The organism is Pseudoalteromonas sp. APC 3358, from assembly GCF_030408075.1.
Classification (GTDB): Bacteria; Pseudomonadota; Gammaproteobacteria; order Enterobacterales; family Alteromonadaceae; genus Pseudoalteromonas; species Pseudoalteromonas arctica.
In genome coordinates this window covers 63,375-78,774 of the sequence record NZ_JASDCE010000010.1, presented here as the reverse complement: position 1 = coordinate 78,774, position 15,400 = coordinate 63,375, and the positions used below count along the sequence as shown (strand labels likewise).

Here is a 15,400-nt window from a genome sequence, read left to right as displayed (position 1 = left end):
GGGGTCTGTGTGATTCAATTTTTATTAAATAACACGCCAATTGAAGTACAAGAATGCTCGCCAAGTCTCACCATTTTGGACTGGCTACGCACCAAAAAAGGGAAAGTGGGCACCAAAGAAGGGTGTGCAACTGGCGACTGTGGCGCGTGCACAATTTTAGTGGGTGAAGAGCGTATAAATGCAAACGGGCAAACTAGTTGGCAATACAAAACAATGAACAGCTGTTTATTGTTATTAGGTAATGCGCATGCAAAACATATAGTAACGGTAGAGGCTGTGACTACTGGTTTATACCCAAACTTAACCGATTTACACCCCGTACAACGTGCACTCGTTGAGTGCCATGGTTCGCAATGTGGTTTTTGCACGCCCGGTATAATAATGAGTTTGTTGGCTCTTTATATTAATGAACCAACGTACCCTGGTAAAAAAGCGGTTATTCATGCACTTGGTGGTAACTTATGCCGTTGTACAGGTTATAGCCCAATATTACTTGCAGCCGAAAAAGCCTATAGCTATGAACGTAAAGCTGAACCGTACTCAGCAATGGCCGCCCAATTTAAAGCATCACTTAATACGCAATATGATGACGATATTCCATTTTTAAAAAATGGTCCTCGCAAATTTTACTTACCACAAACTGCCCAACAACTTGTTGAGCTAAAAGCGCTTTATCCTTATGCACATTTAGTTGCTGGTGGCACCGACTTTGCCATTGAGCTTAGCCAAAACATGCTCTTACCGGATGTAATTATCTCCCTTAGCCAAGTAAAGGATCTTTGCACCTTGGCAGATAATAACGGTGAGCTACACATTGGTGCAGCACTACCTTATAGCCAATTTGTTGAGGTATTTTATAACCATTACCCAGAGTCAAAAGAGCTATTTGAACGCTTAGGATCAAGCCAAGTACGTAACAGCGGCACGCTTGGTGGCAGCATAGGGAATGCCTCTCCTATTGGCGATCCAGCTCCCCTTTTAATCGCTCTTAATGCATCAATGGATTTATTAAGCAGCGCTGGTACGCGCACTATTAAAGTTGCCGACTACTTTATTGATTACAAAAAAACAGTTCTTAAAAGCGATGAAGTAATTAGTAAGTTCACAATTCCAAAGCGCCCTGAGTCGCTAAAACTGGCGTGTCATAAAATATCAAAACGCTTTGAAGACGATATATCTACCGTGTGTTTGGTACTTGCTATAGAGCATTCACAAAACATGATTACTCAAGCCCGCTGCGCTATGGGCGGTATGGCTGCTATTCCTAAGCGCGCGCAGCATATTGAGCAAAAGCTGATATCTCAATCATTACAAGTAAGTAGTTTTATAGACGCAGCAACGGCTATTAACGATGACTTTACGCCCATGAGCGATGTAAGAAGCAGTGCGCATTATCGCACCACGGTAAGCAAAAATTTATTACAACGCATTGGTATTGAGTTTTGTGAGCCGCAAGCACGCAACAATAACAACATTGCCATTACGAGGATCTCACATGCGTCACTTTGAAATGGATAAACTAAAAGCGCAAGGTGGTAGCGTTGGAGAATCTAAATATCACGAAAGCGCTATTAAACAAGTTTGTGGCAGTGCAAATTTTGCCGACGATAACCCTGAGCCTTACGGTTGTCTGCATGCCTACCCAGTGCTCGCCCCTGTTACAAGCGGCTTTATTAAATCAATTGATACAAGTCTCGCACTGGCAGTTGAAGGTGTTAAACGTATTTTATCGGCCGAAGATGTACCGGGTAAATTAGATATTGGCCCGGTATTTCCAGGTGATATATTACTCACTAGTCATGAAATTCAATACCATGGACAACCTGTATTAATTGTCGTTGCCGACAGCTACGCCATAGCGCGCCGCGCGGCACGTTTAGTGGTTATAGAGTGCGAGCAAACCACCCCCATACTCGATATTAAAGAAGCAATAAAAAAAGAGCATTGGGTAAGGCCGCCACATTCACTTAACCGTGGTAGCAGCGAAAACGCCATTAATAACGCAGCCCACCAGCTTAAAGGCGAAATAAACATAGGCGGGCAAGAACACTTTTATTTAGAAGGCCAAATAGCGCTGGCGCAACCTGATAACGACGGTGGCATTCATGTTCAGTGTTCTACGCAACACCCTACTGAGGTTCAACACTTAGTTGCTAAAATTTTAAAAAAGCCATTTAGCTTTGTAAACGTAGAAACCCGCCGTATGGGCGGTGCTTTTGGCGGCAAAGAAACCCAAGGCGCACCATGGGCATGCCTTGCAGCTCTTGCGGTTTACCACCTTGGCTGCGCAGTAAAAATGCGCCTAGCCCGTAGCGACGATTTTAAATTAACCGGTAAGCGCCACCCTTTTTATAATCACTATCATGTTGGTTTTGACGAAAATGGTTTAATAGAAGGTGCCGACATTACCGTAAACGGATTTTGTGGCTACTCCCCCGATTTATCAGATGCAATTGTAGACCGCGCCATGTTTCATGCCGATAACGCCTACTACTACCCAGCCGCCACAATTAAAGGTAATCGCTGTAAAGTAAATACCGTAAGCCATACCGCATTTAGAGGATTTGGTGGCCCGCAAGGAATGATTATGGGCGAGCTAATAATGGACGATATAGCAGCCAAATTAGGTAAAGATCCGCTTGAGATCAGAAAACTCAATTTATACAGAAAAGGCCGCGATACCACGCCGTATCATCAAACCGTAGAGCAACATATTTTAAAAGATATGATAAACCAGCTTGAAGAGTCAGGTGACTACTGGGCACGTAAAAATGCTATTAAAGCATTCAACGCATCGTCACCTATTATCAAAAAAGGCCTTGCAATGACGCCGGTAAAATACGGTATTTCGTTTACGGTACAACACTTAAATCAAGCTGGTGCATTAGTGCATGTATACAGCGATGGCTCAATACATTTAAACCATGGCGGCACCGAAATGGGCCAGGGGCTAAACACCAAAATTGCGCAAATTGTAGCCCATGGCTTTGGGGTCGATTTTAACGCGGTAAGTATTAGTGCTACGCGTACCGACAAGGTACCAAACACTTCACCAACAGCGGCCTCAAGCGGTACCGACTTAAACGGTATGGCGGCGCTAAATGCAGTAAACACAATAAAAGAGCGCTTAATTGATTTTATTACCGAGCACTTTGAAGTAGACAGCAACACTGTTGTATTTAAAGATAACCTCATTACTTTTAGTAAAGGGGAAATTAGCTTTAGCGAACTTGCAAATCTTGCTTACATGAATCGTATATCGCTTTCATCTACCGGTTATTACGCCACACCAAAAATTCATTACGATAGAGCCAAAGGCGAAGGCCGTCCGTTTTTTTACTACGCTCACGGCGTAGCACTGAGTGAAGTAGAAGTAGATACCCTAACTGGCGAAAACACGGTAACTCGCGTTGATATACTGCACGATGTAGGCAGTTCAATTAATCCAGCTCTTGATATAGGCCAAATTGAAGGCGCCTTTGTGCAGGGTATGGGCTGGCTAACAACCGAAGACTTACAATGGAATGATAAAGGCCAGCTTGCAAGCTTTGGCCCAGCCAACTACAAAATACCAGCCATTGGCGATACCCCTGCCGAATTTAACGTCAATCTTTATAACTCAGCAAATCCAGAAACCACCGTGTTTAGATCAAAAGCCGTAGGCGAGCCGCCATTTATGTTGGCCTTTAGTGTATGGAGCGCTATTCGTAATGCAATAAGCAGTGTGGCTGATTACAAATACACCGCCCCACTGGATACACCCGCAACCCCAGAGCGAGTATTGAGTGCAATTGAGCAAACCGCTAGCTGGTTTAAGGAGCAGCAACATGGCTAATTTAAATGAGTCGTTTCAGGGTTTTCATACGCAAAACTGGGTGCAGGCTATAAACGAGCACGAAAAAAGCGGCACTAACTATGTTATTGCGACAGTGCTTGGAACCAATGGCTCAACCCCACGCGGCACAGGCTCAAAAATGGTAATAAGCGGCGAGCATATTTACGACACCCTTGGCGGTGGTCACCTTGAGTACGTAGTAATAGAAAAAGCCCGCGAACTACTTGCCAAAGGCGAAGCCGCCCAAGTAATTGAGCAATTTAACCTAGGTGCAAATTTAGGCCAGTGCTGCGGCGGGGCTGCCACCATTATACTTGAATGCATGCAATGCGAGCGCTTTACCCTCGACATTTATGGCGCAGGCCACGTAGCACAGGCGCTTATTGGTATATTGGCACAGCTGCCTATGCACATACGCTGGATAGATAGCCGCGCAGATGTATTCCCACAAGCTATTCCAAATAACGTAGTAAAAGTGGTTGATGAAGAACCAACAGAGCAAGTAAAACGTGCGCCTAAAGCTAATAACTACTTAATACTTACCCATAACCACCAGCTCGACTTTGCACTCACCCAAGCCATTATTAAACGCGCTGATGCCAATTGGCTGGGCGTTATTGGCTCTGACACTAAAGCAAAACGTTTTAAACAACGCCTAGCACATCGCGATTTTACAGCCGATCAAATACAGCAAATGACCTGCCCTGTTGGGCTTAATAACATTACGGGCAAATTGCCAATGGAAGTGGCTATTTCGATTAGTGGACAGCTAATTGGCCTTTATCAGGCTATGCAAACCCAAGCGCCAAAACGCCAAGGCTTGCAATGGCGCACAATAAAAAATGCCTTAATTAGCACCACGCAGGAGGAAGTAAACGCATGAGCAGTTTACAAATAAATACGCTAAATGATGCACAAGCAAAACAAGCACTTGAGCATTGCTGCGCGGCCCCTAACTGGGTAGCGGGCATGATAAAAGCAATGCCATTTAAAAGTGCTCAACAGCTGTTTGAATGCGCACAAAGCATATGGGATAGCCTTGGCGAGAGCGACTATTTAGCTGCCTTTGAAGGCCACCCGCAAATAGGCGACTTATCAACCCTTAGCAAAAAATACGCTGCTACCGCACAAAAAGCGGGGCATGAGCAATCAGGTATGAGCAAAGCAAACGAGGCCGTACTTACCAAAATGATTGCCCTTAATAAAGAGTACCTTAGCAAGTTTGGCTTTATTTTTATTGTGTGCGCCACCGGTAAAACGGCCGAACAAATGCTCGAACTCATAGAGCAGCGCATACACAACACCCGCAGTACAGAGCTAAATATAGCCGCGGGCGAACAAGCCAAAATAACAAAAATAAGATTGGAGTCACTGCTATGAATAAAAGTATGAACAAAAGCCCTATTACCACCCATATACTTGATACCAGCACCGGAAAACCTGCGGCAAACGTTGCTGTTAAGCTATTTAAACTTACAAATAACGAATGGGTACAACTAACCCAAGGCACAACCGATACCGATGGGCGAATTACCGACTGGCTAAATACAGAAGTAGAATTTGCAACCTATAAACTGGTATTTGATTTAGATAGTTATTACCAAAACCAACCTACCCCTGCGTTTTACCCAGAAGCGCAAATAACTTTTAGATTACAAGATACTAAACATCATCATATCCCATTGTTGCTTAGCCCGTTTGGCTACTCTACATACAGAGGTAGCTAATAATGAGCGCGCAAAACAATAATAACTTAACAGTAGTTTGTGCTGATATACTCGACTTTGTTGACGACCCGGCCATTGCTGGCGAAAGCGCACATCGTTTTTTTGAAAAAGGCGCATTAGTTATCAAGCACGGCAAAGTAGTTAAACTTGGTTACGAGCAAGACATACTGCCTACGATTGATAAATCAGCGCGTGTTATCCACCACGATGGCAAACTCGTTATGCCTGGTATGATTGACACCCACATACACTTACCACAAACCGAAATGGTGGGGGCGTACGGCGAGCAACTGCTAAGTTGGTTAACCGAGTATGCGTTTCCGACAGAGAAAAAATTTACGTGTAAGCATTATTCAAAAGAGATCTCTAATCGCTTTTTAGACGAGCTACTGCGCAATGGCACAACCACTGCCCTTGTATTTGGCACTGTGCACCCGCAATCGGTTGATGCGTTTTTTAAAGAATCACAAAAACGCAATTTACGTATGATTGCCGGTAAAGTAATGATGGATCGTAACTGCCCTGACGACTTATCTGATTGCGCGCAAACAAGCTATGACGAATCCAAAGCCCTAATAAAAAAATGGCACAATGTTGACAGGCTAAGCTACGCAGTTACGCCGCGTTTTGCCCCCACATCAACCCCAGAACAATTACAAAAATGCACTCAGTTACTTGAAGAATACCCAGACACCTACCTGCACACTCATCTATCAGAAAACAAAGACGAGTGCGAATGGGTTAAAGGGCTATTTCCAGAAGCTGAAGATTACCTTGGCGTTTACGAGCAAGCAAAAATGGTACGCAAACGCTCGGTTTTTGCCCATAGTATTCATTTATCTGAGCGCGAACTTTGCTGCCTTGCAGATAACAATGCGGCTATATCGCACTGCCCTACCTCAAACCTATTTTTAGGATCAGGACTTTTAAATTTAAAAGCCTGTGAAGAGCACGGCATAAACGTAGGCATGGGTACCGATGTAGGCGCAGGAACAAGCTTTTCTATGCTACAAACAGGTAACGAAGCTTACAAAATCCAACAGTTACAAGGTCAAAAGTTTTCAGCATTTAAAGGGCTGTATTTAGCAACACTCGGCGGTGCTAGAGCGCTCGATTTAGAAGGGACAATTGGTAATTTTGAAGCCGGTTGTGAGGCCGATTTTATTGTAATGGATTGTTCGGCAACTTCGTTTTTAAAATTTAGAATACAACATGCCAAAACCCTGCATGAAAAACTATTTGCAATGATGATGTTAGGCGACGACCGCTGCGTTGAGCAAACCTACATTATGGGTAAAAGTGTGTATAAGCGCGATGATAGCAATCAATTTTCAGACACCCGCTCACCGGTATTAGAAGAGGCTTAACCGTTATGGAAAACTATTTATTTGAGCTTGCTCATTTAGTACTGCGTTATTTTCATGTTATTGCTGGTATAGCTTGGATTGGCGCTTCATTTTATTTTGCATGGCTAGATAACAACCTACAAACACCACCGCAGTGGAAAATAGATAAAGGCATAAAAGGCGATTTATGGGCCGTGCATGGTGGTGGCTTTTACGAAGTGGCTAAGTATCAAAATGGCCCTGAACAAATGCCTCATACTCTGCATTGGTTTAAGTGGGAAGCCTACACAACGTGGATCACCGGTATATTACTATTTAGCTTACTTTATTATGTTGGCGCCGATGTGTATTTAATTGATAACAGTAAAAGTGAGCTAAGTAAATTTGCAGCTATTGGCGCATCCCTTGGTTTTATTGGCTTAGGCTATGGTGTTTATCGTTTATTGTGTAAAAGCCCACTGGTTGAAAACGGCAAAGTGTTTATTGCTGTAGTTATTGGTTTATTAGCTCTGTGGACTTTTGGGGTTGATCAATTATTTAGCGACCGCGCTGTGTATATTCATGTAGGTGCACTTATTGGCACGTGCATGGTGGGTAATGTGTATCACATTATTATGCCAGGGCAACGCTATATGGTAAGTGAAGTAGAAGCTGGTAGAATCCCTGATTCAGCGCCAGGTTTAAAGGCAAAGCTGTGTTCTATTCATAATAACTACGCCACGTTACCTGTGGTATTTATTATGCTTAGCAATCACTTTCCTTACACGTATAGCCACAATTTTGGCTGGCTTATTTTAATTGCGCTGTTTGGTATTGGTATGTGGATACGCCATTACTTTAACTTAAAACATCAAGGCGTTAATAAGCCTTCAGTACTTATAAGTGGTATCGCAGCATTTTTTGCCCTTATGCTAGCAATAGCACCTTGGCCCAGCAGTACAACAAATGCAGACGAAAACGCGCCTTTACAAGCAAGTATTACCGACGCACAAGCGTGGGATATAATCAGCAAACACTGTACGCAGTGCCACAGCGAGACACCTACCTCTGAGCTTTTTCAAACAGCGCCACTTGGCTTTAAACTCGACTCAATTGAACAGGTGAAAAAGTCGCAAGTACTTGTGCATACTCGCGCCGTAATAACTAAAGACATGCCACTGGCTAATATGACCAAAATGACTGACAAAGAGCGCGAAACGCTCGGCGCTTGGCTCACAGCACTTAAAAAGGAGCAATAAAATGAGCGAGCAATTTAAAAACTACCCGCGCGATTTAATTGGTTATGGTCCAGATGTACCCCATGCAAACTGGCCTAATAAAGCCCGCATTGCAGTGCAAGTGGTATTAAATTACGAAGAAGGCGGCGAAAATTGTGTATTACATGGTGATGCAGCCGCTGAAACGTTTTTATCAGAAATAGTCAGTGCCCCGCATGTTGAAGACCGCCATATAAGCATGGAGTCTATTTACGAATATGGCTCACGCGCGGGCGTGTGGAGGCTACTGCGTTTATTTAAAAAATACGATATACCGGTCACCATTTTTGCAGTGGCGATGGCCCTTGAGCGCCACCCCGATGTAGCTAAAGCCTTTGTTGAAGCAGGCCACGAGATTGCAAGCCATGGCCTGCGCTGGATTAATTATCAAAATATAGATAAACAAACCGAGCGCGAACATATGCAACAAGCCATTGACGTCATTAAAAAGCTTACAGGTAAAAAGCCCAAAGGCTGGTATACCGGCCGAACTAGCCCAAATACCGCAGCCCTTGTAGTTGAGAATGGCACATTTTTATATGACGCCGACGATTACAGCGACGATTTGCCCTTTTACAGTATTAAAGAAGGTAAGCCACAACTCATTGTGCCCTACACGCTCGATGTAAACGACATGCGCTTTGCTGCCGTACAGGGTTTTAATGCAGGGGATCAGTTTTATAATTATTTAAAAGATGCCTTTGATATGCTTTATGAAGAAGGTGACCCAGAAGGTGAAAACACCCCAAAAATGATGTCGATAGGTTTGCATTGCCGCTTAATTGGTCGCCCAGGAAGAATAAAAGCATTAGCACGGTTTTTAGAATATGCCCGATCGCATGAGCAGGTTTGGTTTGCCACGCGTGAACAAATAGCCGAGCACTGGCTTAAAACTCACCCGTATAAAAAAGCATAGTTTATATTTTTTAAAACATAAAAAAGCCCAGCAAAGCTGGGCTTAAATTACTTTAGGAGTAGTGAAATTTATTCAAAAGAAACGGTGATGATATTCGAACACACATTTTCTGTTACACATAATTGGTAATCGTACGATGGTAATGTAGCTCCACGCACGTAATCACGGTAGCGACCATTATCTGCAGTGGTATCAACTAACTCACCATTACGGTAAACGCTTAATGACTCTGCACCAACTTCTTCCCAGCTAAGTTCTACACGCATCGTACCTAGGCGTGTTTTGTTAGCGCGTTTTAAGTTCAGTTCAAGGGTCACGTCACTTACAACAACGGCTTGGGTAAATGTATCTGTATTACCTTCACTGTCAGTAACAGTTAGTTCTACATCGTAACTACCCGATTGCGCATATGCATGCACAGGGCTTGAATCTGTTGATGTAGCGCCATCGCCAAAGCTCCAGCTCCATTGTGTAATGTCGTTATTGGCATCATTGCTTGTATCTACAAACGAAGCTGTTAAACCTTGCGTATCAACAGTAAAGCCTGCACGTGGCGGTTGTGCACTTACTTCGCCTATAGCGCTAAGCGTAAGTGACCAGCCATTAATTGTACCTGTATCAGCGGCTGCAGTATCTTCTACATGAAGAGTCCAGTCACCATTTGCTACTTCGCCATTGAATGCACTAGACGTGAAGCTCTTAACAATATCATCGTTACTACCACCAACATTGCTTTGCAATGTTACCTCTGTACCTTGTGCCGATATTAGTTTTACAACTAAGTCACCAGAGTAAGTATGAGTAATATCAACATCGGCGGTTGTGCCAAATACGGTTAAATCATCAGAAACATTAATTACTGAGCTAATCCCCTGTGGAGAATTATCTGGAATTGCTACGCTACCAGTACTGCTGTAGGTAAAGTCATTTAACCCTAATGGTTGTATCATTAATTCAACCGATTGCTGTTTAACAATATCACCCGCAGTGGCCGTTACGGTAAACTCGTAATCTCCCCACTGAGTATCAGTATCGGTTTCAACATTTAGTATCACGTCATCACCAGGGCGCGCTGTAAGCGATGATAAATAAGCACCACCTAATGTTGTTGATAATTCAAGCGTTACTTCCTCATCCCACTCGGCAATTGAGCCAATTGTAAATGTATAGCTTGTAGCCTCTCCAGCTATAATTTGTTGGGTAAGCGGGCTAGCTGATATTTTAAAACCAGGAGTTGGATCCGCATCAATAAGTGCTTGGTTAACATTAAGTCGCGTACCGGCTACCGTTTTCCCCTGCAGTGCAGCATTAGCATCGCCCGAGCTCATTAATAAATCTTTAAGTTCTTGAGTAGATAACTCTGGATTAATAGATAAAACTAGCGCAGCTGCGCCAGCAACATGCGGTGTTGCCATTGACGTACCAGAATACGATGCATAACTTTCACCCGGTGTAGTAGATAAAATAGCAGTACCTGGTGCGCCCATATCAACACTGGTTAAGCCCCAATGAGAGAACCACGAAATATCATCAGTTTGGTTAGTACTTGCAACCGATAGAACACTCGCATTTTCGTAGTTTGATGGATAATGTGGGTTTACATCGTTATCAATAGTGTCGTTACCTGCTGCAGCTACAAACAATAGTTCGGCAGCTTCACTTGATTCGATTGCATCAGCCAGCGCTTGGCTATAGCCACCGCCACCCCAACTATTATTTAATACGCGGATGTTAACACCAGAGTTTTTTAGGCCAACCATGTAATCAATACACTTGATTGCATCTGATGTTGATCCATTACCTGCTGCATCTAAAAACTTACAACCAACAAGTGATACTTCATGATTTACACCCACTACACCCACAGAGTTATTACCACTCGCACCTATAGTTCCAGACACGTGCGTTCCGTGACCTTCATCATCCATAGGGTCGCCACTATTGGTAATCGCATTGATACCATGAATATCATCGATAAAGCCATTACCGTCATTATCAATACCATCGCCTGCGATTTCAGAGGTATTTACCCACATATTGCTCGCTAAATCGCTATGGCTATAATCAATACCTGTATCGATTACACCAACAACTACATCACGACTACCAGTAGAAATAGTCCACGCTTCTACAGCATCAATATCAGCGTCTGCCGTACCACCGGTCTGACCTTCATTATTTAGGCCCCAAAGCTCATCAAAACGAGGGTCGTTAGGTGCGCTCGCAATACTTACTCGGTAATCTGGCTCAACATATTCAATAGCTTGATGAGACTTTAAGCGCTCAATAGCTTCTTTAGTGCTCATGCCAGACACTTTAAATTTAGCAAGGCGACCTGAGAATAATGATGTGAAGTTATCATCAACTTCATCATTATTTAAATCTGTAATTTTTGCTTTAACCAAGCTTCGTGCTTGTTTACGCATTTGAGGCGTTGCATTTTTTTTATATTTAACAATAACAGAGTCACTGCTTGCAGCTGCTTGTGGAAGAGCTCCTGCATCAGGTAATTTAGCCGAAGCCAAACAAGGTAGTAAAGCAAGCGTAATAATAGATAATTTTGTTTTCATTGTTCTATCCATAGTTGGGTTAGCTTAGAAGCACTAAGCGGGTTTGTTCACTATTTCAAGTACAAGGGATCACGTGGCAAGTTATAAGCAAACTAGTAAATACGATATTTGACAAGTTAAAAAGTTAAAAAGAATTAAAAATCATAAATTTTGACCAGTTTGGCTATAAAAAAAACACTAAACACAGTCATTTTAATGAACTGCCCCATTACAGCCTTACCCATTATAGGGTCAAACTTTTTTACTGCTTTTGCTTACTATTACATTAAAACCCACCAGTTACACACATAAACCGATGATAATAAAAGGTTAATTATTTGGTAAAAAATGATGATTTAAGAAAATGAAATAGGGGAATACAGTTAATGGGTGATTATGAATTTGAGCTTAAACTTTGTTAGTTCAATATTTATGACAAATTAAAACTTAATTATTTATAGTCACATATTACGCTTCACCTACTTCTAAAGTTACGCAAGCGGATCACAAAAAATATATCGGCACGGCATGCTGAAACAACAAATACCTTATTAAAACCTATAACATTTAGGGTATTTGATTTTAATATTTCAAGGAGAAAATAATGAAGTTGAATAAATCACTTTTAAGTTGTGCTGTTGCAATAGCAATGGGTACCAGCTTTGCCTCATATGCAGATACCGACAACAAATCAGCATCAAACTCAGAACTTAGTACAAAAATATCTATACTTAGCACCGCTAATTCAATGACATTGGCGCAATCGCAAAATAATAACACCGCGATTTTAATGCAAGAGGGAGATAGTAATACTATTGAGGTTTCGACTACTGGAAACGAGAACACAACAGAAGTTACTCAATTACAATCAGGTAATTATGTTGGCGTAACAACAATTGGTAACAACAACGAGCAAGTATATGCCCAAGATGGCGTTGCCAACGGTGTAATTACCGAAGTTACTGGTAATAATAATTACCTAAATGTTTTGCAAAGTGGCCAAGGCTTTTTTGTAAACAACGAAGCTGTCAACATGATTGTTGGTGACGACAATATCGTTGATGTAGAGCAAGGCACTGGTGGTCATTGGTTTTACAACTTAGATATGAAAGGTAATGGCAACGAAATCAGTTCATTACAAACAGGTGAGTGGCATGAAGCTGAATTAACCTCTGTAATGGGCGATCAGAATAGCCTGAGCCTTGAGCAAAACGGTTACTGGAATACCTTCAAAGTGAGTTCTTTACAAGGCAACGATAACGAGCTTGATATTGAACAAGACGGCGATCGTAATACTGTTACCTTCACTGATATTTTAGGCGATGCAAATGAGCTTTCAATTGAACAAGAAGGCAATACTAATGCAGTAACATTTGTAGCTGTATTAGGCGATGAAAACGAAATTGATTTAGACCAAGAAGGTTCTTTAAATACTATCGAATCAAATTTATTCGAAGGTCAAAACAACGAAGTTACAGTAACTCAGGTTGATTTAAGCAACTCAACAACCGTTGATATTATTGGTGACGATAATGAATTAACGGCTACACAAGTTGGCTTATTAAATGATGCTTACATGGGCGTTTTAGGTACCGATAACGAATTTATGATTAACCAAGTAGGTGAATCAAATTCAGCGCACGTTGTTAACTTTAATGGGTCTGAAAATGACGTTAACGTTATCCAGTCTGGCCAAGAAAACACTGCTGTTGTTGAGTCTTCATACCCTGATATATCTTTAACATCAAACGACAACGATATCGATATTATGCAAAATGGTTCTCAAAACGAAGCCATGGTTACACTTGCAGGTATTTTAGATAGCAACATGAACCAAATTGACCTAGCTCAAACAGGTGAAATGAACGTAGTTGATATGATGGTTGAAGGTAATGGCCACAGCATTGATATTTCACAAACTGGCGAAGGTAACTGGGTAGTTGGAATGGAGCAACCTGCATTTTTAGTAGGTGGCGAAAACGTTTCGTTTAGCGTAACTCAAATGGGTAACGATAACATTGTTGAAGGCGCCGTAATTGGTTTCAACAGCACTGTTTCAGTGACCCAAATTGGTGACGGTAACGTGACTTCTATTACTCAAATGTAATTATTGAGGTTGGGGAGAGCAACTCTCCCCATTTAGTTATGCATAATAATAAAAACCATTACCAAGTATTATTACTTACGCTTTCTCTGTTTTTAATGCCCGCATCTTATGCCGCTGAAGAGTTGGAGATTGACGGCCTACTACTTGATAGGAGTATTAGCCGCTTTGGTCATCAGTTCTATTTTGAGTTTTCTAATTACTGGCGAGATCTCCCTTCAACTGCAGGTTTTAACATTGAAATTAAAGAAACGGTCATTCCAAAAGCAGGCACAAAGCTGTCGTTAATAATGAATAACCAACTTGTTTACGCAACTTACTTAGGTAGACGACTAGAGCCTTTAAATGAGCGTGTGGAGCAGGCTGTTTATACAGTGATAGATGCAATGGCTCGCGAAAACATGGCAGTGTCAACACCCGATATGGCTAAAGATGGATGGTAAAATGAAAAATATAGCCCTTATAATAATAACAACATTAAGCTTTTCAGCAGCAGCAACTGAAATAATTTACACCCCAATTAACCCAAGCTTTGGTGGTAACCCACTCAATGCAAATATGCTGTTGAGTAAAGCCCAAGCTCAAAACAAGCATAAAGCACCGGTAGTAGAAAAAGGTTACGCTGAACAATTTCAAGAAACTCTAGAGCGCACCTATTTAAATCGTATGGTAAGAGAAATTACCGATATGGCATTTGGTGAGGACATAGAAGATAGCCTTTTCAATCAAGACTCCATATTTATGAGTGGCGATTATCAAATTGAAGTTATAACCAGCACAACCGATTCTATTACAGTAAGAATAACAAATATAATTGATGACACCGTGGTGATCATTGAAGTACCGAGGTTTGGATAATGTATAAACTACTAATAACAATAATATTAATAGGATTGAGCGGTTGTGCGAGCCTAGGGAACTTAATCCCACCATCGCAACAAAAAGCAGTTAGTTTAGAACCAACCGAATTATTCGCAGATCTGAAAAACTTACCTAAACCGGTCGGGAGTATTCCTGTATCAGTGTACTCATTTAGAGATCAAACAGGTCAATATAAGCCACAAACTAACGTTAGCTCATTTTCGACTGCCGTTACTCAAGGTGCTAACTCAATACTCATACAAGCATTACATGAATCTGATTGGTTTACGCCGGTAGAGCGTGAAGGTTTACAAAACATTTTAACAGAGCGAAAAATTATTCGTGCGGGCCAAGCCGATAATCCTAACCAAGCTGATTTACCTCCGCTAACAACCGCAAAAATCATTTTAGAGGGCGGTATCATAAGCTACGACACTAATGTAAAAACAGGTGGTTTGGGTATGGAATACTTTGGTATAGGCGCATCAGAGCTTTACCGTGAAGATGCTATTTCAATATACTTACGCGCTGTTGATGTTCGAACAGGCCAAGTATTATTGAGTGTAGCCACCAGCAAAAAAGTACTTAGCCAAGAAATGCGTGCAGGCTTTTTTAGATACGTAAGCTACAAACGACTAGCAGAAGCAGAAGCAGGCTTTAGCGATAATGAACCTATGAGTATTTGTGTTACCCAAGCAATAGAAAAAGCACTCACAGATCTCATAACAAAAGGTATTGATAAAGGCTTATGGGCTAAAAAATCGGCGTAAACTGATTTCCTGGATTAACTAAAGGCTACATATTGT

At 41.9% G+C, this 15,400-nt stretch carries 13 protein-coding genes; 12 read left to right on the top strand and 1 reads right to left on the bottom strand.

The genetic code is table 11. From position 1 onward, the window contains the following. Positions 1 to 9 precede the first annotated feature (9 nt). From xdhA to puuE, 8 genes are read left to right on the top strand one after another with little or no spacing between them, the layout of a single operon-like run. Positions 10 to 1,509 carry a xanthine dehydrogenase small subunit gene (gene xdhA, locus QL995_RS15430; RefSeq protein WP_290294527.1) on the top strand — a complete coding sequence of 500 codons (1,500 nt, stop codon included), beginning with the start codon at positions 10 to 12 and terminating at the stop codon, positions 1,507 to 1,509. Next, the gene (xdhB, locus tag QL995_RS15425; protein WP_290294526.1) at positions 1,496 to 3,835 is read left to right on the top strand and encodes a xanthine dehydrogenase molybdopterin binding subunit; all 2,340 of its coding nucleotides are present in this window, start codon (positions 1,496 to 1,498) and stop codon (positions 3,833 to 3,835) included. The genes xdhA and xdhB overlap by 14 nt, the downstream gene beginning before the upstream one ends. Next, the gene (xdhC, locus tag QL995_RS15420) at positions 3,828 to 4,718 is read left to right on the top strand and encodes a xanthine dehydrogenase accessory protein XdhC (RefSeq protein WP_290294525.1); all 891 of its coding nucleotides are present in this window, start codon (positions 3,828 to 3,830) and stop codon (positions 4,716 to 4,718) included. Before xdhB ends, xdhC begins: the two co-directional genes overlap by 8 nt. After that, positions 4,715 to 5,215, top strand: a complete 501-nt coding sequence (uraD, locus tag QL995_RS15415; protein WP_004334571.1) for a 2-oxo-4-hydroxy-4-carboxy-5-ureidoimidazoline decarboxylase — start codon at positions 4,715 to 4,717, stop codon at positions 5,213 to 5,215. The genes xdhC and uraD overlap by 4 nt, the downstream gene beginning before the upstream one ends. Then, complete coding sequence (gene uraH / locus QL995_RS15410) at positions 5,212 to 5,562, top strand: hydroxyisourate hydrolase (protein ID WP_033028479.1); 351 nt, start codon at positions 5,212 to 5,214, stop codon at positions 5,560 to 5,562. The genes uraD and uraH overlap by 4 nt, the downstream gene beginning before the upstream one ends. Positions 5,563 to 5,564: 2 nt before the next feature. After that, complete coding sequence (guaD, locus tag QL995_RS15405) at positions 5,565 to 6,929, top strand: guanine deaminase (RefSeq protein WP_290294524.1); 1,365 nt, start codon at positions 5,565 to 5,567, stop codon at positions 6,927 to 6,929. 5 nt (positions 6,930 to 6,934) lie between these two features. After that, positions 6,935 to 8,146 carry a urate hydroxylase PuuD gene (locus QL995_RS15400; RefSeq protein ID WP_290294523.1) on the top strand — a complete coding sequence of 404 codons (1,212 nt, stop codon included), beginning with the start codon at positions 6,935 to 6,937 and terminating at the stop codon, positions 8,144 to 8,146. Between the two features lies 1 nt (position 8,147). Further along, complete coding sequence (gene puuE, locus QL995_RS15395; RefSeq protein ID WP_290294522.1) at positions 8,148 to 9,080, top strand: allantoinase PuuE; 933 nt, start codon at positions 8,148 to 8,150, stop codon at positions 9,078 to 9,080. Between the two features lie 68 nt (positions 9,081 to 9,148). Here puuE and QL995_RS15390 read toward each other — a convergent pair whose 3' ends face one another. Then, the gene (locus QL995_RS15390) at positions 9,149 to 11,650 is read right to left on the bottom strand and encodes a S8 family serine peptidase (RefSeq protein WP_007584405.1); all 2,502 of its coding nucleotides are present in this window, start codon (positions 11,648 to 11,650) and stop codon (positions 9,149 to 9,151) included. A 583-nt stretch (positions 11,651 to 12,233) separates the two neighbouring features. Between QL995_RS15390 and QL995_RS15385 the strand changes: the two genes are divergently transcribed. The 4 genes from QL995_RS15385 to QL995_RS15370 all read left to right on the top strand — a co-directional run bounded on the left by QL995_RS15385 (position 12,234) and on the right by QL995_RS15370 (position 15,364). After that, the gene (locus QL995_RS15385; RefSeq protein ID WP_007584406.1) at positions 12,234 to 13,736 is read left to right on the top strand and encodes a curlin; all 1,503 of its coding nucleotides are present in this window, start codon (positions 12,234 to 12,236) and stop codon (positions 13,734 to 13,736) included. Positions 13,737 to 13,831: 95 nt separating this feature from the next. Further along, entirely contained in the window at positions 13,832 to 14,176 is a 345-nt protein-coding gene (locus QL995_RS15380; RefSeq protein ID WP_085999476.1) for a curli production assembly/transport protein CsgE, read from the top strand. Then, positions 14,166 to 14,591 (top strand): curli assembly protein CsgF, encoded by a 426-nt coding sequence (locus QL995_RS15375; RefSeq protein WP_007584408.1) that lies wholly within the window; start codon positions 14,166 to 14,168, stop codon positions 14,589 to 14,591. Before QL995_RS15380 ends, QL995_RS15375 begins: the two co-directional genes overlap by 11 nt. Beyond that, positions 14,591 to 15,364, top strand: coding sequence for a CsgG/HfaB family protein (locus tag QL995_RS15370; protein WP_007584410.1), 774 nt, complete (start codon positions 14,591 to 14,593; stop codon positions 15,362 to 15,364). The genes QL995_RS15375 and QL995_RS15370 overlap by 1 nt, the downstream gene beginning before the upstream one ends. Positions 15,365 to 15,400: the final 36 nt, after the last annotated feature.